A 24,308-nucleotide genomic window follows, 5' to 3' on the forward strand; every position below is an offset into this window, starting at 1 on the left:
TTCCTGCCTGCCGTCCGTCGTTCAGCCAAGTGGCAGCGGCACATCCCGCACCAGTACGCGATTTCGGCCACAGCGGCCCCTCCCCACGCCCAGGGCAACGCCCCGACCGGACGGGGGTCACGCGGGGTCACCCTGCCGCGCCGGCGGCTCCGGCACACTCACCAGCCCGTCAGCAGCAGGTGGTTGAGGAGCAGGGCCAGGATCGCCTGGGCGATGAGCCAGGGTCGGGGACGGGGGAGGAGGGCGCAGGCGGGGAGGAGCCAGAGGGCGAAGGGCAGCCAGATGCGTTCCGTCTCCGCCTTGCTCATGCCGGACAGGTCGGCGACCAGCAGGGCGAGCAGCGCGGCGGTGACGAGGAGTGCCAGGCGCAGGTCGGCGGGGCGACGGGCGCCGGTCCTGGGGAGGAGTGTCGTGGTCGTCCGGCGCAGCCCCGCCGCCGTGGCCGGGCCGGTGATGAGGACGGTGCAGGCGAGGTTGGCCCAGACCCAGTAGCCGTAGGGGCGGGTGCCGCCGATGCCCTGGTAGTAGCGCGTGACGAGGAGGTGGTAGGCGTGCCACCAGTCGAACCCGGCGAGTGTGAACGCCACTGGGAACACGGCCAGTCCGGCGAACAGGGACAACAGCAGGGCGGGGCGTTCCCGGAGTTCCCGGCGCGCGAGCGCGACGACTGCGCCGCCGATCAGGGCGAACAGTGTGAGGCCGTAGGAGAGGTAGCAGGTCAGGCCGAACAGAAGGCCCGAGGCCGCCGCGTATCCGTGGGACCGGCGGGTCAGGGCCAGCGCGAGCAGACCCAGCGACCAGGCGGCGGCGGCCGCGAAGTAGCCGTCGGCGGAGGTGCCCTGCCACACCGCGGCCGGGGCCAGCACCAGGAACGGCGCGGCCCGCCGTGCGAGCGTCTCGTCGGCCAGCGCGCGGAGCGCGTTCAGCACGGCCACGCAGCCCGTCGCACCCACGGTGATGCACCACATCCCGGCCCAGCCGCCGCCCCGCAGCCCGATCCGGTCCAGCAGCACGAAGGTGAGCGTGGCGGCCGGCGGATGACCGGCGATATGGGCGGGCCAGGGGTCCGGGGTGCCGCTGACGATGTGGTGGGTGAAGTCGCGCAGGGTGGCCGGGATGTCATGGAAGCGGCCGATGACCCGGAGGTATTCGTTGCGGGTGGTCAGCCGGACCGCGATGCCCTGGTGCCAGCCGTCGACCAGGGCGAGGGACACGATCCAGGCCTGGGCGGCCGCCCAGGCCGCCGCGAGCAGTCCGCGCCAGGGCAGCCGGGCCGCGACGGCGGGGCCGTACGCCGCGGTGGCCGCCGCCACCGCCAGGGCCGCCGGGGTGCCGGGGCCGAGATGCGGGTCCCAGTCCGCGAACAGCGGCGGCCAGTGCACGAACAGGGTGTGGCGGGTGTCCTGGATGTGCCGGCCGACGAGGACTGCCGCCGTCACGAGGAGGGCGGCGGCACCGGCGGCGTACAGGTCACGGCGGAGAGATCGGGTCACACCGGAACGCTAGGCCGGGGGAGCGGCGACCGGCCGCCGTACGGACCGGACGTCAGCGTTTCGTCACCGGTCAGGGACCCTTTTCCGGGCGTCCCCCGGCCTACGGTCGGGACATGCGCGACCATTCCCGGCTTCCCACGTCCCCAGGCTTCTGGCGCAGCCCGCTGCGCGGCCCCTGGTTCACCTCGGTGCTCGGCCTCGTCCTGCTCGTCGGCATCACCGTGCTGTTCGTGACCGGCCTGGTGTCGTACGCCGCCTACAACCCAGGCCTGTCGCGGGTCAACGACATGACTCCGGACAAGGGCATCCTGGGCTTCTACCTCTTCGCCTGGCCCACCGACCCGGTGTGGCTGTACCGGCTCACCCAGGGCGTCCACGTCACCCTCGGCTTCACCCTGATCCCCGTCCTGCTGGCCAAGCTGTGGTCGGTGGTGCCGAGGCTCTTCACCCTGCCGCCGGCCCGCTCCCTCGCACACGCGCTGGAGCGGATCTCCCTGCTGCTGCTGGTCGGGGGAGGGCTGTTCGAGTTCACCACCGGAGTCCTCAACGTCCAGCTGGACTATGTCTTCCCGGGCTCCTTCTACCCGCTGCACTTCTACGGGGCATGGGTGTTCTTCGCCGCGTTCCTCGCACACGCCGCGCTGAAGACACCCACGGCGGTACGGGCCGTTCGGCAGCGTCGGCAGGAGCGGAACGACCTGGTCTCACCGCGACCCGAGGCGCCCACCGTCTCCCGGCGCGGCGCGCTGGGGCTGGTCGGCGGGGGCTCCCTGCTGCTGTTCCTGACCACGGTCGGACAGAGCCTGGGCGGGCCCTTCCGCCGTACGGCCCTGCTCGCCCCGCACGGCACCGCCGATCCCGGCGGCGGCCCGAACGGCTTCCAGATCAACAAGACCGCCGCCTACGCCGGCATCACCGCGGCCGACACCCACGAGGACGCCTGGCGGCTCGTCGTCACCGGCCGCACCGGAACCATCCGGCTCAGCCGCGCCCAGCTGCTCCAACTGCCGCAGCACAGCGCCTCGTTGCCCATCGCCTGCGTGGAGGGCTGGTCGACCGCGGACCAGTGGTGGCGCGGGGTGCGGCTGCGCGACCTCGCCGCGCTCGTCGGGTACGACGGTGATCCGCCGGACGTGCTGGTGGAGTCCCTGCAGCGACATGGAGCGTTCCGGCGTGCGGCCCTGCGCGCCAACCAGGTGGCCGACGGACGCTCGCTGCTCGCGCTCTTCGTCAACGGCGAGGAACTGTCCCCCGACCACGGCCACCCGGCGCGGATCATCGTCCCGGCGGCACCCGGCGTGCTCAACACCAAGTGGGTGGCCCGACTGACCTTCGGAGACCTGTGATGCCGCGCCGCGTACACCTGGGCAGTCCCTTCCAACTGCTGCTGCTCGCCTGCTCGTTCGCCCTCGCCGCGTACGCCGGGGTGCGGCTGCTCGCCGGTGACTGGTTCGGGGTGGCGCTGTGGATCGTGGGCGCCGCCCTGCTGCACGACCTCGTCCTGCTGCCGCTGTACACGGTGGCCGACCGGGCGGTCACCGGCGGCCTGGGGGCGGCCGGACGGCGCGACTGGACGCTTTACGTGCGCGTCCCGGTCCTGCTGTCCGGACTGCTCCTGCTCGTCTGGTTCCCGCTGATCAGCGGCATGACGGCCGGGCGCTACCGGTCGGCCACCGGACTCTCCCCGGACGGTTTCCTCACCCGCTGGCTGCTGATCACCGCCGTACTCTTCGGCGGCTCGGCGCTGCTGCTGGGATGGCGCGTGCGCAGGGCGGCGAAGCACCGGCCGCCCGCCGACCACTGAGCGACGGACCGCCACCCGGCCCTGCGCGCGTACCGCAGCAGGGCCGGGGTGCCGAGGCGCGCCCAGGGAAACGGTGCACCGGTGGCCCGGGCGGCGCCGACCGTGTCGACCACCTGGACCCGGGAGCGTTCGTCGACGTGTCCCGGCACGGTCTCGGCGATCAGCAGCCCGCCCGGGCGCAGCAGCGCGGCCACCCGCTCCAGCAGGGCGGAAGGCTCCCCGCCGATGCCGATGTTGCCGTCCATGAGCAGCACGGTGTCCCAGCGCCCCTCTCCGGGCAACGGCTCGAACACAGAGCGCCGCAGCGCCTGCCCGCCGAACTCGATGGTGTGGGCGACGGCGGCCTCGCTGACGTCGATGCCGAGCACGGTACGGCCCCGGGCGGCGAGCTCGGCCACCAGCCGGCCGGGACCGCAGCCCACATCCAGGACGGCGCCCTCGCAGCGGTCCAGGACCTCCCTGTCGACCTGATCGGCTCGGCCGCACCAGCGCTCCACCTCCAGCGGCAGCAGCCAGCCGTCGGTGCGGCGCAGGAACAGGGGGCCGCGACCGGTGCGCAGGGCGGCGGAGTAGGGATCCGCAGTCGCCCAGGCGACCTTGCCGCCCATCACCGGGTGACCGGCGTACAGCGGGCCAGCTGGGCGGCGAACCGGCCGTGCCGGGCGAGCGCGGCGACGGCGTGCGCGTCGGCGGCGGTGTCGACGTCCCGCAGCCGGGGCAGCTCACGCACGCGCAGTCCGGCGGCCAGCAGCCGCTCCCGCTGCGCGGCCCCGGTCACCGGCGTCGACATGGGCACGCCCCGCAGCAGCGCGGGCTCGGGCTCGGCCAGGCCCAGCGCCCAGAAGCCGCCGTCCTCGGCCGGGCCGAGGTAGGCGTCGCAGCCCGCGAAGTCCACGGTGAGCAGCTCCGGCGTCACCTGCGGGGTGTCCATGCCGATGAGCAGCGCCGGTCCCGAGCAGTGCGCGAAGGCGTCCGCCAGCCGCTCGGCCAGCCCGCCCGCGCACTGCGGCAGCACCTCGAAGCCGGCCGGCAGCCACGGTCCCGGCGCCCCGTCGAGGACCAGGACCCTGCGGGTCGCGGGCGCCGCAGCAACGGCGTGCAGGGTGTCCACGAGCGCCGCCTCCGCCAGACGGGCCGCCTGCTGCGGGGTGAACGGCGGGGTGAGCCGGGTCTTGACCCGCCCCGGCAGCGGTTCCTTGGCGATGACGAGCAGCGTGGTCACCGTACGAGCCCCCCGTCGGCCGGGGTCTCGGCCAGCACGCGGCTCATGTCCCGCACCGCCTGCCAGGTGCCGCGCCAGGTGCCCGTGACCTTGGAGGCGCCGGTGCGCGGCCGGTAGGGCACATCGTGTTCGGCGATTCGCCAGCCTGCGTCGGCCGCGCGGACGACCATCTGCAGCGGATAGCCGCTGCGCCGGTCGGTGAGGCCGAGCGCGAGCAGCGGCTCACGGCGGGCGGCCCGCAGCGGGCCCAGGTCGTGCAGGCGCAGCCCGGTACGGCGGCGCAGCATGCGGGCCAGCGCGAGATTGCCCGCGCGGGCGTGCGCCGGCCAGACGCCCCGGCCCTCGGGACGCCGCCGGCCGAGGACCAGGTCGGCCGCGCCGTCCCGGATCTCCCGCACGAAGGGAACGAGCAGCGCGGGGTCGAGTGAGGCGTCGCAGTCGCAGAAGCACACGATCTCGGCCGTGGCCGCGGTCAGTCCGGCGTGGCAGGCGGCGCCAAAACCGCGCCGCGGCTCGTGCACCACCGTCGCGCCGAGCGCACGGGCGATGTCCGGGGAGCCGTCGGTGGAACCGTTGTCGACGACGAGGGCGCGCCAGCCGGCCGGAATCCGGTCGAGCACCCAGGGCAGGGCCTCGGCCTCGTCCAGGCAGGGCAGCACCACGTCGACGTCCGCTGAAGTGGTCGTCACGGGTCTCACCCTACGAACGTCAATCGGGTAAATCGGACTCATGGTCCTTACGAAACGCGGACGCCCGGCCCGCGGCCGGACACCGGTGGCCGCGCGGTGCGACGCTGGAGGCATGCAATCGCTGTACGAGCCCCACGGGACCGAAGCCGCAGGCGAGACGGCCCGGATCCTGGTCGTGGACGACGATCCGACCGTCGCCGAGGTCGTCACCGGATATCTGCACCGCGCCGGCTATCTGGTCGACCGCGCCGACGACGGCCCGACCGCCCTCACCCGCGCCGCCGCGCACCGGCCCGACCTCGTGGTGCTCGATCTCATGCTGCCCGGCATGGACGGCCTGGAGGTGTGCCGGCGGATGCGGGACGGCGGCCCCGTGCCGGTCATCATGCTCACCGCCCGCGGCGACGAGGACGACCGCATCCTGGGCCTGGAGGTCGGCGCCGACGACTACGTCACCAAGCCCTTCAGCCCCCGCGAACTGGTCCTGCGCGTGGAGTCGGTGCTGCGCCGCAGCCGGCCCGCCGCCACGGGGCACCGGCTCGCCGCGGCCGGACTCAGCGTCGACCCCGACGCCCGCCGGGCGACCAAGAACGGCACCGAACTCGCCCTCACTCTCCGCGAGTTCGACCTGCTCGCCTTCTTCCTGCGGCACCCCGGCCGGGCCTACAGCCGTGAGGATCTGATGCGCGAGGTCTGGGGCTGGGACTTCGGCGACCTGTCGACCGTCACCGTCCATGTCCGCCGGCTGCGCGGCAAGGTCGAGGACGACCCGGCAAGGCCCCGCCTGATCCAGACCGTGTGGGGCGTCGGCTACCGCTTCGAGCCCGGCTTCGGGCCCGGCTTCGAGTCGGGCTTCGGGCCCGGCGAGGCGGTGCTCTGACCATGCCCGCCACTCTTCTCATCGCCCTCTACGCCTTCGCCGGTGCCGCCGCCGCGGGGGTGGCGGGCGCGGGCGTGCTGCGCCTGATCCGGCGCCGCTCGCTCACCGCCTCCGTCGCCGTGGTCGCGGCGGTCGGCGTCGGCGCGATGCTCGCCGGCACGCTCGCCGTCGCCTGGGCGATGTTCCTGTCCTCGCACGACCTGACCGTGGTCACCACCGTCGTCGCGATGGCGGCCGTGGTCTCCCTGGCCACCGCGCTGCTCCTGGGGCGCTGGGTCGTCGCGCGCAGCCGTGAACTCATGGACGCCGCCCGCTCGTTCGGTGACGCGGGTGCCTTCGCCGCCCCGCACGGCCCGGCCACCGCCGAACTGGACGCGCTCAGCCGGGAGTTGGCCGCCACCAGCGCTCGGCTCGCCGAATCCCGTGAACGGGAGCGGGCGTTGGAGAAGTCCCGGCGCGAGCTGGTCGCCTGGATCTCGCACGACCTGCGCACCCCGCTCGCCGGACTGCGCGCCATGTCGGAGGCGTTGGAGGACGGCGTGGCCGCCGACCCCGGCCGCTACCTCAAGCAGATCCGCACCGAGGTCGAACGGCTCAACGGCATGGTCGGCGACCTCTTCGAACTCTCCCGCATCCACGCGGGCACCCTCCCGCTGAGCCCCTCCCGGATCTCCCTGTACGACCTGGTCGGCGACGCACTGGCCGGCGCCGACCCGCTGGCCCGCGAAAACGGTGTCCGCCTCGTGGGCGACCGCGTGGCACCGGTACCGGTCGAGGTGGACGGCAAGGAGATGACCAGAGTCCTCGGCAACCTCCTGGTCAACGCGATCCGCCGGACCCCGCCCGACGGCACCGTCGCGGTCGCCGCCGAGCGCACCGACGACGGCGTGGTGCTCTCCGTCACGGACGGCTGCGGCGGTATCCCCGAGGAGGACCTGCCGCGCGTATTCGACACCGGCTGGCGCGGCAGTGACGCGCGCACCCCGCCGGCGGGCGCCGGCCTGGGCCTGGCCATCGTCCGCGGCATCGTGGAGGCCCACCACGGCCAGGCCACGGTCCGCAACATCCCAGGCGGCTGCCGCTTCGAGGTGACACTGCCTGCGGCGCCTTAGGGAGTCAGGGGCGCTGCCGCATCCTGGGGGGGTTCGGGGGCTGCGGCATTCGGGGGGCGGGCGGTTCCGGCGGCCTGCGGAGTGTGAGCGGCTGCCGCGTTGTGGGCGGTGCGGGGCTGTGGCATCCCTGGGGAGAGCGGGGGCTATGGCATCCGGCGGAGTGCGGGGGGCTGCGGCGTGCTGCGGGGTCTGGGCGGCTGCTGCGTTGTGGGCGGTCGGGGGCTATGGCATCCGGCGGAGTGCGGGTGGCTGCGGAGTGAGAGTGGACGCCGCGTCCTGGGCGGTCTGGGGGCTGCGGGAGGCCGGCGAGATCGAGTGGCTGCCGCATCCCGGGTGGTCCGGTGGCTGTGGCACCCTGGGGAATCCTCGGCAGTCCCGGCCGGCACCGTACCCCGGCCGGCGCGTGTTCCGCGCCGCGCCGAGGGGGGCTCGCCGGCCGCCGGGCCAGAGTCGGCTGGCTCGCCGAGCAATCCGTGTGGCCCTCACGCGTCCACGGGCCCCTACACCGGGCCGGCCGCCGCGAACTCCCGCATGCCTGCCGTGAATTCGACCTGCGGCTTCCACCCCAGGTCGGCCCGCAGCCGCGACGAGTCGGCGGTGATGTGCCGTACGTCCCCCAGCCGGTACTCCCCGGTGACCACGGGCTCCGGTCCGCCGCACGCGGCGGCCAGTGCCCGTGCCAGCTCGCCGACGGTACGAGGCTCACCGCTCCCGGTGTTGTACGCCGCGAGGACGCCCGGCGCCGCCTCTGCCTCCAGCGCCGCCACATTGGCTGCGGCCACGTCCCGCACGTGCACGAAGTCCCGTCGCTGGCGGCCGTCCTCGAAGACCCGCGGGGCCTCGCCGCGGGCCAGTGCCGAGCGGAAGAAGGATGCGACCCCGGCGTACGGGGTGTCCCGCGGCATCCGCGGCCCGTACACGTTGTGGTACCGCAACGACACCGCCGACCCACCCGTGCTGCGGGCCCAGGCCGCGGCCAGGTGCTCCTGGGCCAGCTTGGTCGCCGCGTACACGTTCCGGGGATCGGCCGGAGCGTCCTCACCGACCAGCCCGGGGCTCAACTCCGCGCCGCACCGCGGGCAGGACGGCTCGAAGCGGCCCGCGTCCAGATCGGCCACGGCCCGTGGACCGGGCCGTACGACCCCGTGCCGAGGGCACTCGTAGCGCCCCTCCCCATAGACCACCATCGACCCCGCCAGCACCAGGCGCCGCACCCGCGCCTCCGCCATCGCCGCGACCAGCACGGCCGTGCCGAGATCGTTGCGCGAGACGTACTCCGCCGCGTCGACGACACCGTTGCCGAGCCCGACCATCGCCGCCTGGTGGCAGACGGCGTCCACCCCGGCCAGCGCCCGGGCCATGGACGCCGGGTTGCGCACGTCCGCGCCGGGATCCTGCCGGACGTCGTACACGAGCGGCTCGTGCCCGCCCGCCCGCAGCGCCTCGACGACATGGGATCCGATGAACCCGGCACCGCCGGTGACCAGTACACGCATACGGCCACGCTAGATGCGGACGGCACCGGGACCGGGCGACGCGACCGGCACGTCATGACTCCGTAAGGGGTCGACGCCGTGAGTCGCGGGGTGACGTCGGACGCGCCCACGGAGGCCCCGGCGCCGCGGTTCACTTCCGTTCGTGGCGGTTTCAAGAATCCGTGTCAACAACGTTGACTCCGCAGGTGGATGCCCGCACATTACCTAGCGGTAGAACTCAGCGGTGATCCCGCGATCCGGCACCCCACGCCGGTACCTCTCCTTGCTCCGAGCCGCCGCATTCTCGCGCACCAGCACCCACGCGGGCACTGCCATGCCCGCCTGCTCCGTGTCCCCACCCGAGAAGAGGGAGCACCCGCCCATGCCCAAGCCTGCCCTGCGCCGTGCCGTCGCCGCGACGTCCGCGCTCGCCGGCGCGCTGGCCCTCGGCCTCACCGCCGTACCCGCCGACGCCACGACACCCCTGAACTACGCCGCTCTGGGCGACAGTTACAGCGCCGGCTCCGGGGTCCTGCCGGTCGACGCGAGCAATCCGATCTGCCTGCGCTCCACCGCCGACTACCCCCACGTCATCGCCGCCCGCACGGCCGCCCGGCTGACGGACGTCACCTGTGGCGCCGCCCGGACCAAGGACTTCACCGAGTCCCAGTACCCCGGGGTCGCCCCGCAGGCGGACGCGGTCGCCGCGGACACCGATCTGGTGACCCTGACGATCGGCGGCAACGACAACGGCACCTTCATCAACGCCATGCTGGCCTGCGGCACCGCGGGCCTCCTCAGCGCAGGCCAGGGCAGCCCCTGCAAGGACACGTACGGCACCTCCTTCGACGACGCGATCGACGCGAAGACCTACCCCGCGCTGAAGACCGCGTTGCGTGCCGTGCGGGCCAAGGCACCGGACGCCCGTGTGGCGGTGCTCGGCTACCCGTGGATCACGCCGGCCGAGGCAGACCCGTCCTGCTTCGCCAGAATGCCGATCGCGTCCGGCGACGTGCCGTACCTGCACGCGCTGCAGGCCCACCTCAACGCCGTCGTGCAGCGCGCCGCCGAGGAGACCGGCGCCACGTACGTGGACTTCTCCGAGGCGTCCGAAGGCCATGACGCGTGTCAGGCCGTCGGCACCCGGTGGATCGAGCCGCTCCTCTTCGGGCAGAACCTCGTCCCGGTCCACCCCAACGCGCTCGGCGAGCAGCGCATGGCCGAGCGCGCCGTGGGCGTTCTCGGCCTGGGCTGACTCCCCCGGTCGCTCAGGCGCGTGCGCCGCCGTCGACCCGCAGCACCGTGCCGGTCACGAAGGAGGATCGGTCGCTGAGCAGCCAGGCGGCGGCCTCGGCGATCTCCTCGGGGACGGCGGCGCGGCGCAGCGGGGTGAGCGCCGTGAGCCGGTCCTGAAGTCCGGGAGCCTCGGCCTCCCAGGCCCGGATCATCTCCGTCAGGGTGTTGCCGGGCGCGATCGCGTTGACCCGGATGCCCTCGGGACCGTACGTCACTGCCGCCGACTCGGTGAGGCTGTTCACCGCCCGCTTCATCGCACCGTACGCGGGCAGTTCGGGGTTGCCCCGCAGACTGCCGACGGAGGAGTTGTTGACGATGGCGCCCGTTCCGGCGGTGGCCCGGATGGCGGCGACCTCGGCGACCATGGCCAGCCAGACGCTCTTGAGGTTCACCGTGTACACATGGTCGAACTCGGCCTCCGGCAGCTGGTCCATGGGGCCGGGCGGCTGGATCGTGGCGCCGTTGTTGAAGGCGATGTCGAGGCGGCCGTAAAGGTTGACGGTACGGTCCACGGCGGCCCGCACGCTCGCCGTGTCGGCCAGGTCGCACACGACGTGGTCCGCGGTGCCGCCCGCCGCCCGCACCTCCTCGGTGACCGCCTTCAGCTGGGCCTCGGTGCGGGCCGCGAGCAGGACCCGGGCCCCTTCCCGGGCGAAGAGCCGCGCCGCGGCGGCACCGATCCCGCGCCCCGCACCGGTGATGAAGGCGACCTTGCCGGCCAGCAGGCCGTGGCCAGGGGTGTCCTTGGTGGTGTTGTCCATGGCAGCGAGCCTGCGCCCGGGTCCCGGACCCATCCAGGCACCGGGAGTACCTGGATCGGTCGCGCGGCACCCGCGCACACTGAGGGAATGGACAGAGCAGAACTGGCGGGGTTCCTGCGCAGCAGGCGCGAGCGGATCAGTCCGGCCGACGTGGGCCTGGCCGCCGGGCCGCGCCGCCGCACACCGGGGCTGCGCCGTGAGGAGGTGGCGCATCTGGCGTTCATCTCGACCGAGTACTACACCCGGCTGGAGCAGGCCCGCGGCCCGCGTCCGTCCCGTGAGGTGCTGGCCGGGCTGGCCCGCGCCCTGCGGCTGTCGGACGCCGAGCGCGAGCACCTCCACCTCCTGGCCGGCGCCCCGCCGGAGCCCCCGCCCGGCCCCCCGCGCGAGGTGCGGCAGAGCATCCTCGACCTGATCCACCGGCTGCCGCAGTCCGCCGCCTTCGTCACCTCGGCCACGCTGGAGGTGCTCGCCTGGAACGAGTTGGCCGCCGCCCTGATGGAGGACTTCTCGGCCCTGCCGCGCCGCGAGCGCAACCTCGCGCGGCGCGTCTTTCTCGGGCCGCGCTCCGAGGGACAGCGGCTGTACGGCGTGTCCGACGCGGACGCGTTCGCCCGGCACGCGGCACGCCGGCTGCGCACGGCCGCCGCCCGCTACCCCGACGATCCCGAAGTGACCGGGCTCATCCGCGAACTGCGCGCCGGCAGCGAGGAGTTCGCCCGGCTGTGGGACTCCCACGACGTGGACGGGGAACGCACACTCCGCAAGACGTTCCGGCATCCGCTGGTCGGGCCGGTCACCGTCAACTGCGACGCCCTCGACCTCACCGACCGGGACCAGCAGGTCGTGATCTACACCGCCGTCCCCGACACCCCGTCCGAGGAGGCGCTGCGCCTGCTGGCGGTCATCGGCACCCAGCGCATGGACACCGCCCACTGAGCCGAACCCACCGTACGGTGCCGGCTCTTCCGGGTCGGCCTCGGCGAAGCGTTCGGCCGGCGCCGAGCTGATTCAGGCCCACCCGATCCGGACCGCGCCCGCGCCCACCCTGGGCGGACCGACCGGCGCGCCCGGACTCCGGCCGCCTCACCCGTTGGGGTAGGCCTGCGCGACGAGCTTGGCTCGCAGCACCTGCCACTGGGCCGCCATGTCGTGCACCAGGTACAGATCCCGGCGCCGCGTCCACGGCTGCCCCGAGTGCGGGTCGTAGGTGTGCGGCATGGTGAAGCCGCGCGGCGCGTACGCGGACATCCCCCGGTCCCGCGTGGTCCGAACACACCGCTTGTGGTGATCACGGAACCCGACCACACAGGCGGTGCCGATGCCGCCGGACGCCTTCTTGCGGTACGCCAGCACCTGTCCGGCGACCCCGTCCGTGCTCAGGTAGGTGATCGTGCCGTCCTCCGCGACGACGGGCTCGATCGACGTCACGTCGTCCATGCCGTGCGCGGACCGCAGGAACCGGGCGATCTCCCACTGCGCGTAGACGGGCACGTTCCGCCGCTCGCGGATCCGGGCGATCGTGTCCGCCAACTCCTCGTTGACGGGGCCGGGTTCGGGGAGCACCTCCTCCTGGTCACCCGACTGCGCGGGCCGGTTGCCGAAGGAGTAGCCGACGATGAAGTCGAACCGGTCCAGCTCCGCCGTCTCCGGGTGCCACTCGAAACCGACGTCGTACAGTTCCGGCACCAGCGCGCGAGCCGTGTCCCGGTCGTCGATCTCCCGGCCCAGCACCGTCCCCATGTGCTCGGTGAGCCCCGTGGCCGCGCCAGCAGCAGCCTCCTCGGCGGCCTCGGCCGGAGGCATGTCGAGGACCGCCGGTGCGGCGAGAGCGGCTGCAAGGTAGGCGGCGAGTGCACGTCGTTCCATGAGGCCGGGCCTTCCGTCGTCAATGGGCTGGGATGCCGAACCCTTGGGATGCTCGGTCCGAAGCCGTACACGCCGGTGAACCTGTGATGAAACGCGTCTTGATCTTGTCGGGCGGCCAAGCGCCTGGGGGCATGCGCCCCCAGGCTGGGAGACGTGATCAGCAGTACAGGTTGTTCCCCGGCGGGACGCCGAGGATCTGGGTGAAGCGCTGGTAGGCGTCGACGCGGCTCTGCACCTGGGCCGGGTTCCTGCCGTCGCACTCCAGGGAGCCGTTGATGGACCGGATGGTCTGGCCGAATCCGGCGCCGTTGACCATGGCGTTGTGCGGGGTCATCGTGCCCGGTCCCGACTGGGTGTTCCAGTACCACAGGCCGGTCTTCCAGGCCACGGCGGCGTTGTTCTCCACCTGCCAGGGGTTGTTCAGCAGGTCGATGCCGAGTGCGTCACCGGCGGCCTTGTAGTTGAAGTTCCAGCTGAGCTGGAGCGGGCCGCGCCCGTAGTACGCGGCCTGTCCGGCGGGGCAGCCGTACGGCCGGCTCCAGTCGCAGTAGGTGGGGTAGTTGGCGGTGTTCTGCTCGACGACGTACACCAGCCCGCCGGTCTCGTGGCTGACGTTGGCGAGGAAGGCGGCGGCCTCCTGCTTCCTGACCGTGTCGCTGCCGGTGTTCGCGAAGCCGGGGTAGGCGCTCAGGGCCTGGACGAGGCCGCCGTAGGTGTAGAAGCTGTTCCGGTTCGGGAACATCTGGTTGAACTGGGCTTCGGAGACGACGAATCCGGAGGGAGTGCCGGTTCCGCCGCCGGGCGGAGCGTTCCACTTCTGGTTCGCCCCACCCGTACAGGTCCAGATCTGCAGCCGCGTACCGTTGGCGCTGTTGTTGTCCCGTACGTCCAGGCACTTGTTCGCGGCCGGGTTGACGATGTCGTGGGCCGAGGTGACCACCCACTGCTGGTTGGCGCCGCCGGAGCAGTCCCACAGCTGGACCGCCGCGCCGTCGGTGGTGCTCCGGTCGACGACGTCCAGGCACTTGCCGAGCGCCCGAAGGGTGCCGTCACCCGGGTTCGACCAGTTCTGGGCGCTGGTTCCGTTGCAGTCGTAGAGCTGTACGGCGGTGCCGTTGGCGCTGTTGGCTCCTGCCACGTCCACGCACTTGCCGGCCAGCCCGGTGATCTGGCCGTCCGCGGCCCGGGCGGGAATGGCGACGAACAGCGCGGCGAGCAGGGCGGCGACGACGCCGCCGGTCAGCGAGCGTCCGAGACGCCCCAAGCGTATGGGTCTGTACGGGAGTTCGGCGAGGCGGGGGTGCATCGACAGGTGCTCCTGTCCTGGTCGGGGGACGGGGTTCGGCGCCGGTGCCGGCGGATGTGCCGTGCTGCCGGACGGTGGTGTGGGCACGGGGCCGTCAGCCGAGTACGGTCTCCGTGACGACGATGTGACCGGCGTCGGGATCGAGGCTTCCGCCGAGCCGGCCGAAGGCGCCGTCGGTCAGGTCCAGGCACTTGGGCACCTGCGGAGTCCAGGCGAACGTGCCCCGGTCGTTGATGCGGACCACCAGCGACCTGCCGTTGGCGGTGTTCGTCACCTGGACCCGTGTGTCGAAGGGCAGTTGGGGCTGACGGCTGAGCGAGGTCGCCGCGGTGTCGGCGTTGTTGTCGAACAGTTCGCCGCTGGCCGTCAGGGCGCCGGGCGGCTGCGGACCGTAGTGGGTCGCCCAGCAGGTGTCGGATGCCTGCGCTGCCGGCGCGTCCGCGCCTGCCTGGGCCGGGGAAGGGGTGAGCAGGCATGCGGAGAGGCCCAGCGCAGCTGTGAGAACGGCGACAGAAACGGACCTGGCCATGGGGGAGGCGGCCTTTCGGGTGGGGGGTGGGCATCGGGCAGCGTGCGCCTCCGGAAGGGAGGGCCGACGGTGAGCACGGCGCACGATGCATGGCTGAGCTGTGAAGCTAGAGGTACAGACCATTGAGGGTCAAGGTCTGAAGTAAGCCATGAGGAAAGGGAGTTGCGGCTCGCTGGAGGAGTAGCCGAGGGTGAGGTACGGGGACACGGCGAGCAAGGGGGCGGGATCGGCTGTTCCTCTCGGTGGAGGTGCGCGACCTCGCCGCCTCCTACCGGCTTTCGCCGTCGGTGCACTGAGCCGCCGACCGGGGACCGGACACGGCTCACCGAATTCGGTTGTCCACCGTGTCGGCCCCGCACTAGCGTGCGGCCAGTGGATCTCTTCTTACGCTCATGGACCGCACTGCGCACAGCCGTCGCGGAACTCCCGGACGAGGACTTCGAGCGGCCGTCCGGCTGTACCGGCTGGCTGGTACGGGACCTGGTGTGCCACCTGGTCATCGACGCCCAGGACGTCCTGATCACCCTGGTGACACCCGCCGACACCGAACCGACCGTGGACGCGGTCACCTACTGGAACCTGGTCGAACCCCCGACCGGCGAGGATCCGCTCGACGCGCTGATCCCTCGGCTGGCTGCCGCCTACGGCGAGCCGCGGTGGCTGAAGTTCCACTTGGCGGACGTCGGTTCCGCGGCGGGCCGCGCCGCCCAGCTCGCCGATCCCGCCGCCCGTGTCGGCACCCGCGACGAGGTGCTCACCGTCGGGGACTACCTGTCCGCTTACGTGGTCGAGTGGACCTTGCACCACCTCGACCTGATCGCCCATCTGTCGTCGGCTGCCGAGCCGCCCGCCGAGACGCTCGCGGCGGCACGCGTGTCGCTGGAGAAGATCGCCGGGGCTCCGTTCCCCGCCTCGTTCTCCGACAAGGACGCGTTGCTGATCGGCACCGGACGACGGACGCCGACCGAGGAGGAGCAGGCCGCGCTGGGCGACTTGGCCGACAGGCTGCCGTTCGTTCTCGGCTGACCGGCCCGACCGGCCCGACCGGCCTGACCGGCCCTGTCGTCGTTCTCCGGACGAGTGCTCAAACGCCCCCCGGGCACTCGGACATGGCCGGAAACCGAGACCAGATGACAAGATTATCTTCGCGTTCGGTCACTACCATATGGCCGCAAGACAACCGTTCGACCGGCCCGTTCCATACGTGCCGATCGGGGTCGCCGATGCCAGGGACCGCTCCCCGGGCTGCGGTGATCTTCCTGTCCAGGAGGACCTTCCGCATGTTCCGACGTATTGGCAGCACTGTCGTCCGACATCCCGTGTGGACGATCGTGGCATGGCTGATTGCCGCGGTGGCGATCGTCGCCACCGCTCCAAGTCTGCCCTCGAACAGTGACGAGAGCAGCTTTCTGCCCAAGAGTTACGAGTCCATCAAAGCCGCGGATCTCCAGCAGAAGGCGTTCCCCAGCGCCTTCACCCCGTCCGCGATCGCGCTGTACCAGCGCACGGACGGCGGCACACTGACCGCCGCCGACAAGCAGGACGTCGCCCGGATCACCACCGAACTGGGCAACAAGCACATCGACCAGGTGCAGAAGGTCGTCCCCGGCCTGCCGTCCAAGGACGGCAGGTATGACCTGACTTTGGTGCAGATGGACAGCAAGAACGCCGGCCAGCCCAAACAGGCGGATGCGGCCAAGGCGTTACGTGACGAGGTCAAGCAGCTGGCCAAGGGCACGCATCTCGACGTCAAGCTCGGCGGTTCCGCCGCGGAGGCGCTCGACCAGCAGGACTCGTCCAAGCGTGGCCAGGCGCTGATCGGTATCGGCACCTTCGTGATCATCCTGGTGACCCTGCTGATCATCTTCCGAGCGCCGATTCTGGCCGTGCTGCCCCTGGTGCTGATCGGCCTGGTCTCGGCCATCGCCAACGGCCTGATCGCGTACGCCACCAAGCTGTTCGACCTGCAGGCCAACAGCTCCATCTCGTCCATCCTGATCGTCGTGCTCTTCGGCGTGGGTACGGACTACTTCCTCTTCCTGATGTTCCGGTACCGCGAACGCCTGCGCGCCGGAGACGAACCTAAGCAGGCCATGGTCAACGCGGTCGACCGGGTCGGTGAGGCCATCGCCTCGGCGGCCGGCGCCGTCATCATCGCGTTCCTCGCACTGGTGCTGTCCACCCTGGGCTTCCTCAAGCAGATGGGCCCGGCGCTCGCCATCGCGGTGGCCGCCACCCTCGTGGCGGGCCTGACCCTCATCCCCGCCGTGGTCTCGCTGATCGGACCGAAAGTCTTCTGGCCCTCCAAGTCCTGGCAGAAGGAGCCGGAGAACGCCCGGTTCGCCGCCCTCGGCCGCGGTGTGCAGCGCCGCCCCGCGCTGACCGCCGGGGTGTCCGGTCTCATCCTGGTCGCGCTGTCGCTCGGTATCCTCGGCTACCACGCCACGTTCGACCTGGCGTCGGGCGCCATGCCGAAGACCAAGGAGTCCATGGTCGTCCAGGACCAGATGCAGAAGGCGTACTCGGCGGGCGCCGCGGCCCCCACCGACGTCTACCTGTCCAGCACCGACGGCAAGCCGCTGGACAAGACCGCCTTCGACGCGTACGCGCGCAAGCTCGGCGCCGTGGACGGGGTCGCGAGCGCCCGAATGACGCAGGTGAACAAGGACGGCAGCACCGCGGACTTCACCGTCACGCTCAAGTACGAGGCGTCGACGGACAAGGCGATCGACACCGTGGGCCGGGTGCGGGATGTGGCACACGCCGACGCCCCTGACGGCACCGAGGCGATCGTCGGCGGCATGTCCTCGATCTTCAAGGACATCAACACCGCGGTGAACCATGACTACAAGACGGTCTTCCCGGTGGCCGCCCTCCTCATCATGGTGATCCTGGGTCTGTTGCTGCGCAGCGTCGTCGCCCCCTGGTACCTGATGGCATCGGTGGGCCTCGGCTTCGGCGCCACCCTCGGCGCCACCGTGTGGATCTTCCAGAAGGGGCAGGGAAACCCGGGTCTGATGTTCATGCTCCCGGTGATCATGTATCTGTTCGTGGTCGCCATCGGTACCGACTACAACATCCTCATGATCGCGCGGCTGCGCGAGGAGGCCCGCGAGGGCCGCGAGCCGCGTGAGGCGGCCGGCATGGCGCTGCGGCACGCCGGTCCGACGGTCGCCGCTGCCGGCTTCATCCTGGCGGCGACCTTCGCCACGATGATGCTGGCGGGCAACTCGCTGCTCACGGAGATGGGTTTCGCCGTCTCCTTCGGCATCGCCGTCGCCGCCTTCGTCATGGCGATGTTCTTCACCCCGAGCCTCACCGCGCTGATCGGCCATGCCGCGTGGTGGCCGGGGCACGGCGACCGGGCCGAGGCCGCGACGGCCGACGCGGGCACCGGTGTGAGCGGTTCCGGGCCGGCGCCCGGCGCCGACCGGGGTTCCATCGCCCACGACCCCGCGGGGCGCCGCAACTAAGAGCCATCACGTGATGCTGTGATGTCCGCCCGATGTCTGTGCGGGGCTGGCATGCCTGGGTGGCGTGTCAGCTCCGTGCAGCCGGCTGTTCCGACGTGGGCCTTGTGCCGCTCGTTCGCGGGTCGGGTCTCATTCGGGGTAAGTCCGGTACCGGGTGGTGGTGTTTTGTCGAGCAGAGGCCCGCTGCCGGAAGCATCCGGCTTGTGGGCTGCCGCGTGGGTGCGGCCCCGGGTGGGGCGGGCACCGCGCTGCGGTTGACTCGACAGGGCTTCTTGCAGCCCTTCATGGAAAAGAATCTGTGTGTGGCGCGCCTGGACGATGTCCAGGCGCGCGGTGCTTGGGTCGTCGGGGGCGGTGAGGTGGACGTGGGCGCAGAGGGCGGCGGAGACCTTGTCCCGGTCGCCGGTCAGCCCGCAGGCGGTGCAGACATGGATGCGGTCGGCGAGGGTCTTAGCGACCTTCTCGCCGCAGAAGCAGGTCTGGGAGAGTTTCGTCGTGAACATGGAAGCGCGGAGCATCCGCCCGCCGGTCTTCTCGCATTCCCGGCCGATAGCGGTGATGAGCCGTCCGGGTGTGGTTGCTTGCAGTGCTTTGCCCCACCTGCGGTACCAGGTGCGGATGTCGCAGTCCTCGACTACGAGGTTCGCACCGTGGTAGGTGGTGATCGTCTCGGCGATGCGGCGGGCTTGGTGGTCTTTTGCCGCAGCCTGTGTGGCGGCGGCTTCGGCGAGGCGGGCGCGGTTGAGCCGGTAGCCGGCCGACAGGCTATCGCGCCGGAATGCCTGCTTGGGCACCCCGGCCTTGTTCGCTGCCCTCGCCCCGCCGGGGGTTTCGACGGCCCGGGCGGGCAGGCCTGCGGCCTGGCGTCGTTCGGTGCGGGCCTGCTGGCGTTTCGACGGCCGGTATTGGGCAGGGTTGGACGCTCGGCGGGAGCGGTCGAGGGCGCGTCTGCGTCCGCGGTCCTTGCGGCGGGCTTTCGCCAGCGCGGCAAGCTCCGCGTCGCTGGGCTCGATGCGGGTTGTTTCGATGTCGCCGTCGGCGGGCTCGAAGGTGCTGGGGAAGGAGACGACCGAAAGGTTGGAGACGTTGCTGTCGATGCCCCCGATCCGCTCGAGCTGAGCCGCGGCGTGGCGTCGGGCTTTCGTGGCGGGGGATGCGTAGCCGCCGGTCAGCACCATCAGGTGGGCTTCGTACGCCCACCCGCCCGGCGCGGAGGTGTCGCGGCGGCGCACGAGGTCGATCTTGTGGCAGGTCTCGGGGTTGTTCAGGAAGTGCAGAAGGCGCGGCCAGCGGCCTGAACCCGAGGGCAGCCGGACGGGCAGGACCAGGTCGCCGCGACGTGAATCGGCGCCGCCGGTGAACACGACCGCCAAAGGCCCGGTGTGATCCCACCACGTCGCGGCCCGCGTCTTGGGAGTCTTCTTCGCCGTGACTTCACCTGTCGCGATGCGTCCCGACGGGCGCGAAGGCGCAGGCAGGTGCCGGGGCTGCTCGAGCACCCCGATTCCTGCAGGAAGTGCGGCGACCTGCTCCGGGGTGAGTATCGTGCGGTCGAGGCTGCGGTGGCGGTAGGCGTCGAGGTGCCCGGCGAGGGTGCCGTGCGGCCGGAAGGTTTCCCATTTGCGGTCGGTGGTGTGGGAGCGGGCACGGCCCGGAATGCGGGTGTAGTCCCACCACCGGCCAACCTTCGGCCGGCCGTGACGGCGGCCGGAGGCATCGGGGAACAGATGCCGACTCACCGAGGTTTCGAAGACTTCGTCGGTCTGGTGCATGACCAGTGCTTTGGTGACGTGATGACCGAGGTGCTGGGAGTTTTCCATGTGCCGGTAGGCGCGGCGTTCCATTTCTTCCCGGGACAGGCCGAGTTCCAGCCGCCACGCTCTCGCATCCACATCGCGGCGGACATCGCCAGCCCAGTACGCGTCGACGGCGTCCCGCGCGTCGCGCTGCAGTGCGCGTTTCACGGACCACATCGCGGAGAACAGGTCCTCGGTCCGGTGCCGGGTGGCGGGGTCGTGCACATCGAGCGGAAGGCGGATTACCGCAAGCTCAGTGCCCGCGTCTCGTGTCCAGCGCTTCTTCTTGTTCTTACCTCGGTATCGGCGGGCAGAAGGTGCAACATCGGAGGTAGGCGCCGGGGCACGCAGCTCTGCGTCCATTGCTGACCCACCTCCTTTTCACGTAGCAACAGCCGGGATCTGTCCGCAGTTTGACCAGTGCGGCAACCAACACCAAAGCTACAAGACCCCACTGACAACGCCCCGCGCAACGAGAGGTCTTCGGTCTCTACGATGACCGGCATGCGCCTGCGTCTCGCCCGCTGCACCTCCGCCGACCTTCGTACCTGGACCGGTCTGACTGGGCCGCAAATGCAGTACCTCGCCGAGCAGCTGTGGGAACTCGCACCTGATACGGGCCGGGGCCGGCCCTGGGCACTGCCGTTCACCGACCGTGTCCTGCTCGTCGTCCTCGCTTACCGGACCAACCTCACCATGCAGCAGCTCGGATCCCTATTCGGCATCTCTCACGCCGCGGCACACCGCGCCCTCGTCCGGCTCGCCGAGCCACTCGCCGAGCTCCTCGGACCACCACCTGCTGACAGGTGCGAACTGTGGATTGTCGACGGCACCCTGATCCCCGTCCATGACCGGGGACATACCGCCAAAAGCAAAAACTACCGGCGAAGCGTCAACGTGCAGATCGTCTGCCGGGCCCGAAACCGGCGCGTCGTTGCCGTCGGGGACGCATGGCCGGGCAACCACAACGATGTGGTCGTCTTCCGCGAAACCCTCGCCAAAACACTGCCCGACCATCCCCGGCTATCCGGTGACGGCGGCTACCGCGGATGCGACCGCATCCGCACACCACGCCGAGGCCCCGACGGTCGCATCATCAAAGACCGCAACTACCGCCGGTTCCGCAAACGCCGGGCCGTCGCCGAACACACCATCGCCCGACTCAAAGACCACCAGATCCTCCGCCAATGCCGACGCCGCGGCGACGCCATCAACCACGCCGTCGGCGGCGTCGCCGCACTCCACAACCTCAAGCTCGACATCCGGTAAACGAAGCACCCCTCGCGGGGCAGCACGTCCCTGCTCGCATTACGTGAAAGCTCTTAGCGGCAGCGGGCAGCGCGATGGGGAGTCCGGCCAGGTCCCATGAGGCCCGGCCGGACTCCCCGTCCGCATGACCGGCGACGTACGGCCGACATCCTCATCCACCATGGCCCCATCCCGAAGGCCGGTGAACCGGCCCTGGAGCGTGAACCCCGGTACGGTCGCCTCCCGCCATGACAAGCCGTGGTCGCCTTCGCGTCGCGGAACGGGCAGCCGGCGGCAGTTGGGCGCGTCCCTGCGCACCCAGGCCACTGACCCGCCAACACGGCCCGCGTAACCGGCCGTTAACCGAACCCGGACCGGCGCATCAACCGCCGCACGAGTAAACGTCCCACACGACGAGCACGCTCGCGTGCATGTCATTCACCTCGTACAGACCCGGTTTGACCCGCGCGGCCACGCTCACCGCGGCCGCCCTGCTCCTGCTGCTCGCGCCGCCCGCCGGCCGGGCCGGCGCCGCCGAGGCGACGCTCCCGCTCGGCGACCCCGGCCTCGCGGAGACCCGCACGACACAGACCCTGGCCGACGGTGTGACCCTCACCCGTATCGGCCGGGGCACCGACCCCGCCCCGGCCGACCAGATCAACACCACGACACGCGGCCCCTGGGTGGTCGACGTGCTGACCATCGACCCGCGCAGGGCGCGCGGGCAGATGAAGGCGACGTACGGCCCCGACCTGGCCCACACGGAGAAGACGACCGACCTGGTGCGCTCCTCGGGGGCCCTGGCCGGCGTCAACGGCTCCTTCTTCACCTTCACCGCCAGCAAGGACTATCCCGGTGACCCGGTAGGGCTCGGCCTCTACGACGGACGGCTGCTCAGCGTGCCCACCGGCGACCCCACGGAGGCGGACTTCGTCGTGGACGCCCACGGCAACCGCGCCCTGATGGGCTGGCTGAGCTGGTCGGGCAGCCTGCACAACCGGCGGACCGGAGCCGCGCTCCCGCTGAAGTACGTGGACCATCCGCCCGTCGTCCCGGCGGCGTGCGCCGCCCTGACCGATCCGACCCAGTGCACCGTGCCCGGCGACGTCGTGCGCTTCACGCCCGAGTTCGCCGACTCCACCCCCTCGGGCGCGGGCGTCGAGGTGGTCCTCGACCGGCGCGGCTGCGTCGTACGCACACAGAGGGCGCGCGGCACGCATCTGACCCCCGGCCAGACCTCGGTACAGGCCACGGGCGCCGACGCGGCCGCCCTGCTGCACACCGCGGACGGTGGCTGCCTGCGTACCGAGTCGGTGCTCACGGACGAGCAGGGCCGGCGACTCCCCGTCCGTCCGGGGCTGTTCGGCGTGAACGGCCGCTATCGGCTCACTGCGCACGGCCGGATCTTGGTGCCGGCCGGCTCGGGCAGCTTCTTCGACCGCAACCCGCGCACGGTGGCCGGCACGACCCGCGAGGGCAAGGTCGTCCTGGCGACCATCGACGGCCGCATGACGACCAGCGTCGGCACCACGATGGACGAGACGGCGGCGGTCGCCAACGCCCTGCAGATGACCGACGCGGTCAACCTGGACGGCGGCGGCTCGACCACCATGTCCGTCGAGGGGACACTGGTGAACCATCCCAGCGGACCCACCGAGCGGTCCGTGGGCGACGCGCTGGTCTTCGTCCCCGGCCCGTACCGTCCCACCGAGGGCTGAGCCCTTTCTGCTCAGCCGCCCGTGCTCTCCCGCACGATGATCCGGTGCCCGGCCACATGGTCGTGGTACCGGGAGACCTCGATGTGATCGGCTTCGACGACCTCGAGGCCTCCCGGTTCAGCAGTTCGTGGAGGGCCCGCAGCGCGCCGAGGGCGAGATGGTCGTTCAGGCACAGCAGCGCGTCCGGCCGGTGCTCCCGTGCCAGTCGTACGGGCCCAGGACAGCCGGCACGGCGTCCAGGCGCGCGGCAAGCAGTCCACCTGGTACGCCAACTCCCACTGCCACTACGCCCGGACGACCGGCATCTGGCAGACCGTGTGGCTCGAGCCGGTCCCACGCGCCGTCGGCCCGGACGACCGGCATCTGGCAGACCGTGTGGCTGGAGCCGGTCCCACGCGCCGTCGCCCTCAAACGGCCCCGCATAAACCCCCGACCTGGCCTCCGGCTCGTTCTTCCTGGAACTCCCGCTGACCGCCAACAACCCCGGCCACCGGGTCCGCGCCACACCCACCGACGGCCAGGGAGAACCGGCGAGGCGGCACTCTGGACGCGGAGGCGTTCGACTTGCCCGACAAGTTCCTCGCCGCCGGCCGGGAACTGGCCAGGGCCTCGGCCAAGCAGGGCATCGCCTTCGGCTATGTCACCGACACCGCCCAGGGCTGGCGCCTGTTCTACGGCCTGTACCGGCAGACCGGCGGCGCCTTCCGGCTCCCCGCCGGCGGACCCGCCGAGGTCGACGTGGACCGGATGGCCGAGGTCATCGCCTTCATGGCCAAGCTGGTCGACGGCCGGGTCGATCCCAGGCAGCTCGACTACACGGTGGCCATCACGGTCTGGACCGACACCGGCGAGACCCTCCAGTACGTGAGCCCCCGGCTCCCGTACGGCCGGCACACACTGCGGATCCGGGTCACCGGCGAACACGACGCCCAGTCGCAGGCCGCGTTCGTGAGCGTGGACCGGGCCGCGGTGTACACGAACTGACGGCGGCCCGATCGGTGCGGCTGGCCACGGCAGACCGCGTGGAGGCGAAGCACCTGCGGCGCGAGCCGCGGGCGGCGCTGCATGTGCCCGGTGACGCGGTCGGGCGGGAGCTCCTCGCGATGCTCCCGCCGGCCGTGATGGGAATCAGCGCCGATAAGACACACGTTCGAGGAATGGCTGGTCCCTACCGTCCGGCTTCGGCCCCGAGTTCCGCCAGGCGGGTCAGGGCGGGCAGGGCCGCGGCGATCGCCTGTCGTTCCGCGGGTGTCAGCTGGGCGATCAGCGGGGTCAGGTGACGGCCCCGGTCCTCCCGCCGGGCCTGGCCGATCTTTCGGCCGCTGTCGGTGATGTGGACGAGGGCGGCGCGTCCATCCGTCGGGTCGGGGCGGCGTTCCACGAGACCGTCGCGCTCGAGCCGGGTGACCAGCTGAGTGAGCCCTGGCTGGCTCATCTGCTCCGTCCTGGTGAGTTCGGTCAGCCGCTTCGGACCGCTGCAGGCCAGTGTGTCCAGCACGGACAGTGTCGTGAACGACAGCTTCTGCACCGCGGGAAGCCGGATGTAGTAGCGGTTGAAGTTCTCGATCGCCCTGGTGAGGTCACCGACATCCAAGTCCGTGTTGCTGTCGGCACGCTGAGTAGAAGTCACCCTGGAA

Annotated in this window: 20 protein-coding genes and 2 pseudogenes; 11 read left to right on the forward strand and 11 right to left on the reverse strand. The window is 71.6% G+C overall.

Features of this window, described 5'->3' with window-relative positions:
• Positions 1 to 158: 158 nt before the first annotated feature.
• The gene (locus tag ACFYOH_RS25680) at positions 159 to 1,493 is read right to left on the reverse strand and encodes a hypothetical protein (RefSeq protein WP_388629670.1); all 1,335 of its coding nucleotides are present in this window, start codon (positions 1,491 to 1,493) and stop codon (positions 159 to 161) included.
• Positions 1,494 to 1,606: 113 nt separating this feature from the next.
• Between ACFYOH_RS25680 and ACFYOH_RS25685 the strand changes: the two genes are divergently transcribed.
• On the forward strand, positions 1,607 to 2,839 hold the full coding sequence (locus ACFYOH_RS25685) for a molybdopterin-dependent oxidoreductase (RefSeq protein WP_388629673.1): 1,233 nt from the start codon (positions 1,607 to 1,609) through the stop codon (positions 2,837 to 2,839).
• Between the two features lie 313 nt (positions 2,840 to 3,152).
• Here the strand turns inward: ACFYOH_RS25685 and ACFYOH_RS25690 are convergent, their stop codons facing one another.
• From ACFYOH_RS25690 to ACFYOH_RS25700, 3 genes are read right to left on the reverse strand one after another with little or no spacing between them, the layout of a single operon-like run.
• Entirely contained in the window at positions 3,153 to 3,905 is a 753-nt protein-coding gene (locus ACFYOH_RS25690; protein ID WP_388629676.1) for a methyltransferase domain-containing protein, read from the reverse strand.
• Complete coding sequence (locus ACFYOH_RS25695; RefSeq protein WP_388629679.1) at positions 3,905 to 4,519, reverse strand: DUF2064 domain-containing protein; 615 nt, start codon at positions 4,517 to 4,519, stop codon at positions 3,905 to 3,907. The genes ACFYOH_RS25690 and ACFYOH_RS25695 overlap by 1 nt, the downstream gene beginning before the upstream one ends.
• Complete coding sequence (locus tag ACFYOH_RS25700) at positions 4,516 to 5,250, reverse strand: glycosyltransferase family 2 protein (RefSeq protein WP_388629682.1); 735 nt, start codon at positions 5,248 to 5,250, stop codon at positions 4,516 to 4,518. Before ACFYOH_RS25700 ends, ACFYOH_RS25695 begins: the two co-directional genes overlap by 4 nt.
• A 70-nt stretch (positions 5,251 to 5,320) precedes the next feature.
• Here ACFYOH_RS25700 and ACFYOH_RS25705 point away from each other — a divergent pair, with 70 nt between their 5' ends.
• Both ACFYOH_RS25705 and ACFYOH_RS25710 read left to right on the forward strand, forming a co-directional pair.
• Positions 5,321 to 6,088, forward strand: coding sequence for a response regulator transcription factor (locus ACFYOH_RS25705; RefSeq protein WP_388629685.1), 768 nt, complete (start codon positions 5,321 to 5,323; stop codon positions 6,086 to 6,088).
• Between the two features lie 2 nt (positions 6,089 to 6,090).
• Positions 6,091 to 7,200, forward strand: coding sequence for a sensor histidine kinase (locus ACFYOH_RS25710; protein WP_388629688.1), 1,110 nt, complete (start codon positions 6,091 to 6,093; stop codon positions 7,198 to 7,200).
• Positions 7,201 to 7,700: 500 nt separating this feature from the next.
• Here ACFYOH_RS25710 and ACFYOH_RS25715 read toward each other — a convergent pair whose 3' ends face one another.
• Entirely contained in the window at positions 7,701 to 8,696 is a 996-nt protein-coding gene (locus tag ACFYOH_RS25715; RefSeq protein WP_388629691.1) for an NAD-dependent epimerase/dehydratase family protein, read from the reverse strand.
• 361 nt (positions 8,697 to 9,057) lie between these two features.
• Here ACFYOH_RS25715 and ACFYOH_RS25720 point away from each other — a divergent pair, with 361 nt between their 5' ends.
• The gene (locus ACFYOH_RS25720; protein ID WP_388629694.1) at positions 9,058 to 9,930 is read left to right on the forward strand and encodes an SGNH/GDSL hydrolase family protein; all 873 of its coding nucleotides are present in this window, start codon (positions 9,058 to 9,060) and stop codon (positions 9,928 to 9,930) included.
• A 13-nt stretch (positions 9,931 to 9,943) separates the two neighbouring features.
• Here ACFYOH_RS25720 and ACFYOH_RS25725 read toward each other — a convergent pair whose 3' ends face one another.
• The gene (locus ACFYOH_RS25725; protein WP_388629697.1) at positions 9,944 to 10,732 is read right to left on the reverse strand and encodes an SDR family NAD(P)-dependent oxidoreductase; all 789 of its coding nucleotides are present in this window, start codon (positions 10,730 to 10,732) and stop codon (positions 9,944 to 9,946) included.
• A gap of 87 nt (positions 10,733 to 10,819) precedes the next feature.
• On the opposite strand from ACFYOH_RS25725, the gene ACFYOH_RS25730 reads away from it, so the two are divergent.
• Positions 10,820 to 11,671 (forward strand): helix-turn-helix transcriptional regulator, encoded by an 852-nt coding sequence (locus tag ACFYOH_RS25730; protein ID WP_388629700.1) that lies wholly within the window; start codon positions 10,820 to 10,822, stop codon positions 11,669 to 11,671.
• Positions 11,672 to 11,818: 147 nt separating this feature from the next.
• Here ACFYOH_RS25730 and ACFYOH_RS25735 read toward each other — a convergent pair whose 3' ends face one another.
• From ACFYOH_RS25735 to ACFYOH_RS25745, 3 genes are all read right to left on the reverse strand, one after another.
• Entirely contained in the window at positions 11,819 to 12,601 is a 783-nt protein-coding gene (locus ACFYOH_RS25735; protein WP_388629703.1) for a hypothetical protein, read from the reverse strand.
• 157 nt (positions 12,602 to 12,758) lie between these two features.
• Complete coding sequence (locus ACFYOH_RS25740; RefSeq protein WP_388629706.1) at positions 12,759 to 13,865, reverse strand: glycoside hydrolase family 19 protein; 1,107 nt, start codon at positions 13,863 to 13,865, stop codon at positions 12,759 to 12,761.
• Between the two features lie 136 nt (positions 13,866 to 14,001).
• Positions 14,002 to 14,436: a septal ring lytic transglycosylase RlpA family protein gene (locus ACFYOH_RS25745; RefSeq protein WP_388629708.1), complete on the reverse strand. Its 435-nt coding sequence runs from the start codon at positions 14,434 to 14,436 to the stop codon at positions 14,002 to 14,004.
• Between the two features lie 372 nt (positions 14,437 to 14,808).
• Between ACFYOH_RS25745 and ACFYOH_RS25750 the strand changes: the two genes are divergently transcribed.
• Together ACFYOH_RS25750 and ACFYOH_RS25755 are read left to right on the forward strand one after the other, a co-directional pair.
• Complete coding sequence (locus tag ACFYOH_RS25750) at positions 14,809 to 15,462, forward strand: maleylpyruvate isomerase N-terminal domain-containing protein (RefSeq protein ID WP_388629711.1); 654 nt, start codon at positions 14,809 to 14,811, stop codon at positions 15,460 to 15,462.
• Between the two features lie 254 nt (positions 15,463 to 15,716).
• Positions 15,717 to 17,909: an MMPL family transporter gene (locus tag ACFYOH_RS25755; protein ID WP_388629714.1), complete on the forward strand. Its 2,193-nt coding sequence runs from the start codon at positions 15,717 to 15,719 to the stop codon at positions 17,907 to 17,909.
• Here the strand turns inward: ACFYOH_RS25755 and ACFYOH_RS25760 are convergent.
• Positions 17,906 to 20,068, reverse strand: a complete 2,163-nt coding sequence (locus ACFYOH_RS25760; protein ID WP_388629717.1) for a transposase — start codon at positions 20,066 to 20,068, stop codon at positions 17,906 to 17,908. The genes ACFYOH_RS25755 and ACFYOH_RS25760 overlap by 4 nt on opposite strands.
• Before the next feature lie 141 nt (positions 20,069 to 20,209).
• Between ACFYOH_RS25760 and ACFYOH_RS25765 the strand changes: the two genes are divergently transcribed.
• The 4 genes and pseudogenes from ACFYOH_RS25765 to ACFYOH_RS25780 all read left to right on the forward strand — a co-directional run.
• Positions 20,210 to 20,974, forward strand: a complete 765-nt coding sequence (locus ACFYOH_RS25765; RefSeq protein WP_388629719.1) for a transposase — start codon at positions 20,210 to 20,212, stop codon at positions 20,972 to 20,974.
• Positions 20,975 to 21,384: 410 nt separating this feature from the next.
• Positions 21,385 to 22,671: a phosphodiester glycosidase family protein gene (locus tag ACFYOH_RS25770; protein ID WP_388629721.1), complete on the forward strand. Its 1,287-nt coding sequence runs from the start codon at positions 21,385 to 21,387 to the stop codon at positions 22,669 to 22,671.
• A gap of 807 nt (positions 22,672 to 23,478) precedes the next feature.
• A pseudogene (locus ACFYOH_RS25775) lies at positions 23,479 to 23,655 on the forward strand (hydrolase); the annotation flags it as partial.
• A 5-nt stretch (positions 23,656 to 23,660) separates the two neighbouring features.
• A pseudogene (locus ACFYOH_RS25780) lies at positions 23,661 to 23,789 on the forward strand (PPOX class F420-dependent oxidoreductase); the annotation flags it as partial.
• Between the two features lie 50 nt (positions 23,790 to 23,839).
• On the opposite strand, the gene ACFYOH_RS25785 reads toward ACFYOH_RS25780, so the two are convergent.
• Entirely contained in the window at positions 23,840 to 24,301 is a 462-nt protein-coding gene (locus tag ACFYOH_RS25785) for a MarR family winged helix-turn-helix transcriptional regulator (protein WP_388629723.1), read from the reverse strand.
• Between the last annotated feature and the right edge of the window lie 7 nt (positions 24,302 to 24,308).

The sequence above is a fragment of the Streptomyces sp. NPDC007856 genome (genome assembly GCF_042868225.1).
GTDB lineage: Bacteria > Actinomycetota > Actinomycetes > Streptomycetales > Streptomycetaceae > Streptomyces.

Excerpts from the sequence above, each read along its gene's own strand:
- ACFYOH_RS25710 (WP_388629688.1), top strand. The coding sequence starts at position 6,091 with ATGCCCGCCACTCTTCTCATCGCCCTCTACGCCTTCGCCGGTGCCGCC.
- ACFYOH_RS25705 (WP_388629685.1), top strand. The coding sequence starts at position 5,321 with ATGCAATCGCTGTACGAGCCCCACGGGACCGAAGCCGCAGGCGAGACG.
- ACFYOH_RS25715 (WP_388629691.1), bottom strand. The coding sequence starts at position 8,696 with ATGCGTGTACTGGTCACCGGCGGTGCCGGGTTCATCGGATCCCATGTC.
- ACFYOH_RS25760 (WP_388629717.1), bottom strand. The coding sequence starts at position 20,068 with ATGGACGCAGAGCTGCGTGCCCCGGCGCCTACCTCCGATGTTGCACCT.
- ACFYOH_RS25690 (WP_388629676.1), bottom strand. The coding sequence starts at position 3,905 with ATGGGCGGCAAGGTCGCCTGGGCGACTGCGGATCCCTACTCCGCCGCC.
- ACFYOH_RS25730 (WP_388629700.1), top strand. The coding sequence starts at position 10,820 with ATGGACAGAGCAGAACTGGCGGGGTTCCTGCGCAGCAGGCGCGAGCGG.
- ACFYOH_RS25770 (WP_388629721.1), top strand. The coding sequence starts at position 21,385 with ATGTCATTCACCTCGTACAGACCCGGTTTGACCCGCGCGGCCACGCTC.
- ACFYOH_RS25745 (WP_388629708.1), bottom strand. The coding sequence starts at position 14,436 with ATGGCCAGGTCCGTTTCTGTCGCCGTTCTCACAGCTGCGCTGGGCCTC.
- ACFYOH_RS25735 (WP_388629703.1), bottom strand. The coding sequence starts at position 12,601 with ATGGAACGACGTGCACTCGCCGCCTACCTTGCAGCCGCTCTCGCCGCA.
- ACFYOH_RS25755 (WP_388629714.1), top strand. The coding sequence starts at position 15,717 with ATGTTCCGACGTATTGGCAGCACTGTCGTCCGACATCCCGTGTGGACG.
- ACFYOH_RS25725 (WP_388629697.1), bottom strand. The coding sequence starts at position 10,732 with ATGGACAACACCACCAAGGACACCCCTGGCCACGGCCTGCTGGCCGGC.
- ACFYOH_RS25700 (WP_388629682.1), bottom strand. The coding sequence starts at position 5,250 with ATGAGTCCGATTTACCCGATTGACGTTCGTAGGGTGAGACCCGTGACG.
- ACFYOH_RS25765 (WP_388629719.1), top strand. The coding sequence starts at position 20,210 with ATGCGCCTGCGTCTCGCCCGCTGCACCTCCGCCGACCTTCGTACCTGG.
- ACFYOH_RS25720 (WP_388629694.1), top strand. The coding sequence starts at position 9,058 with ATGCCCAAGCCTGCCCTGCGCCGTGCCGTCGCCGCGACGTCCGCGCTC.
- ACFYOH_RS25685 (WP_388629673.1), top strand. The coding sequence starts at position 1,607 with ATGCGCGACCATTCCCGGCTTCCCACGTCCCCAGGCTTCTGGCGCAGC.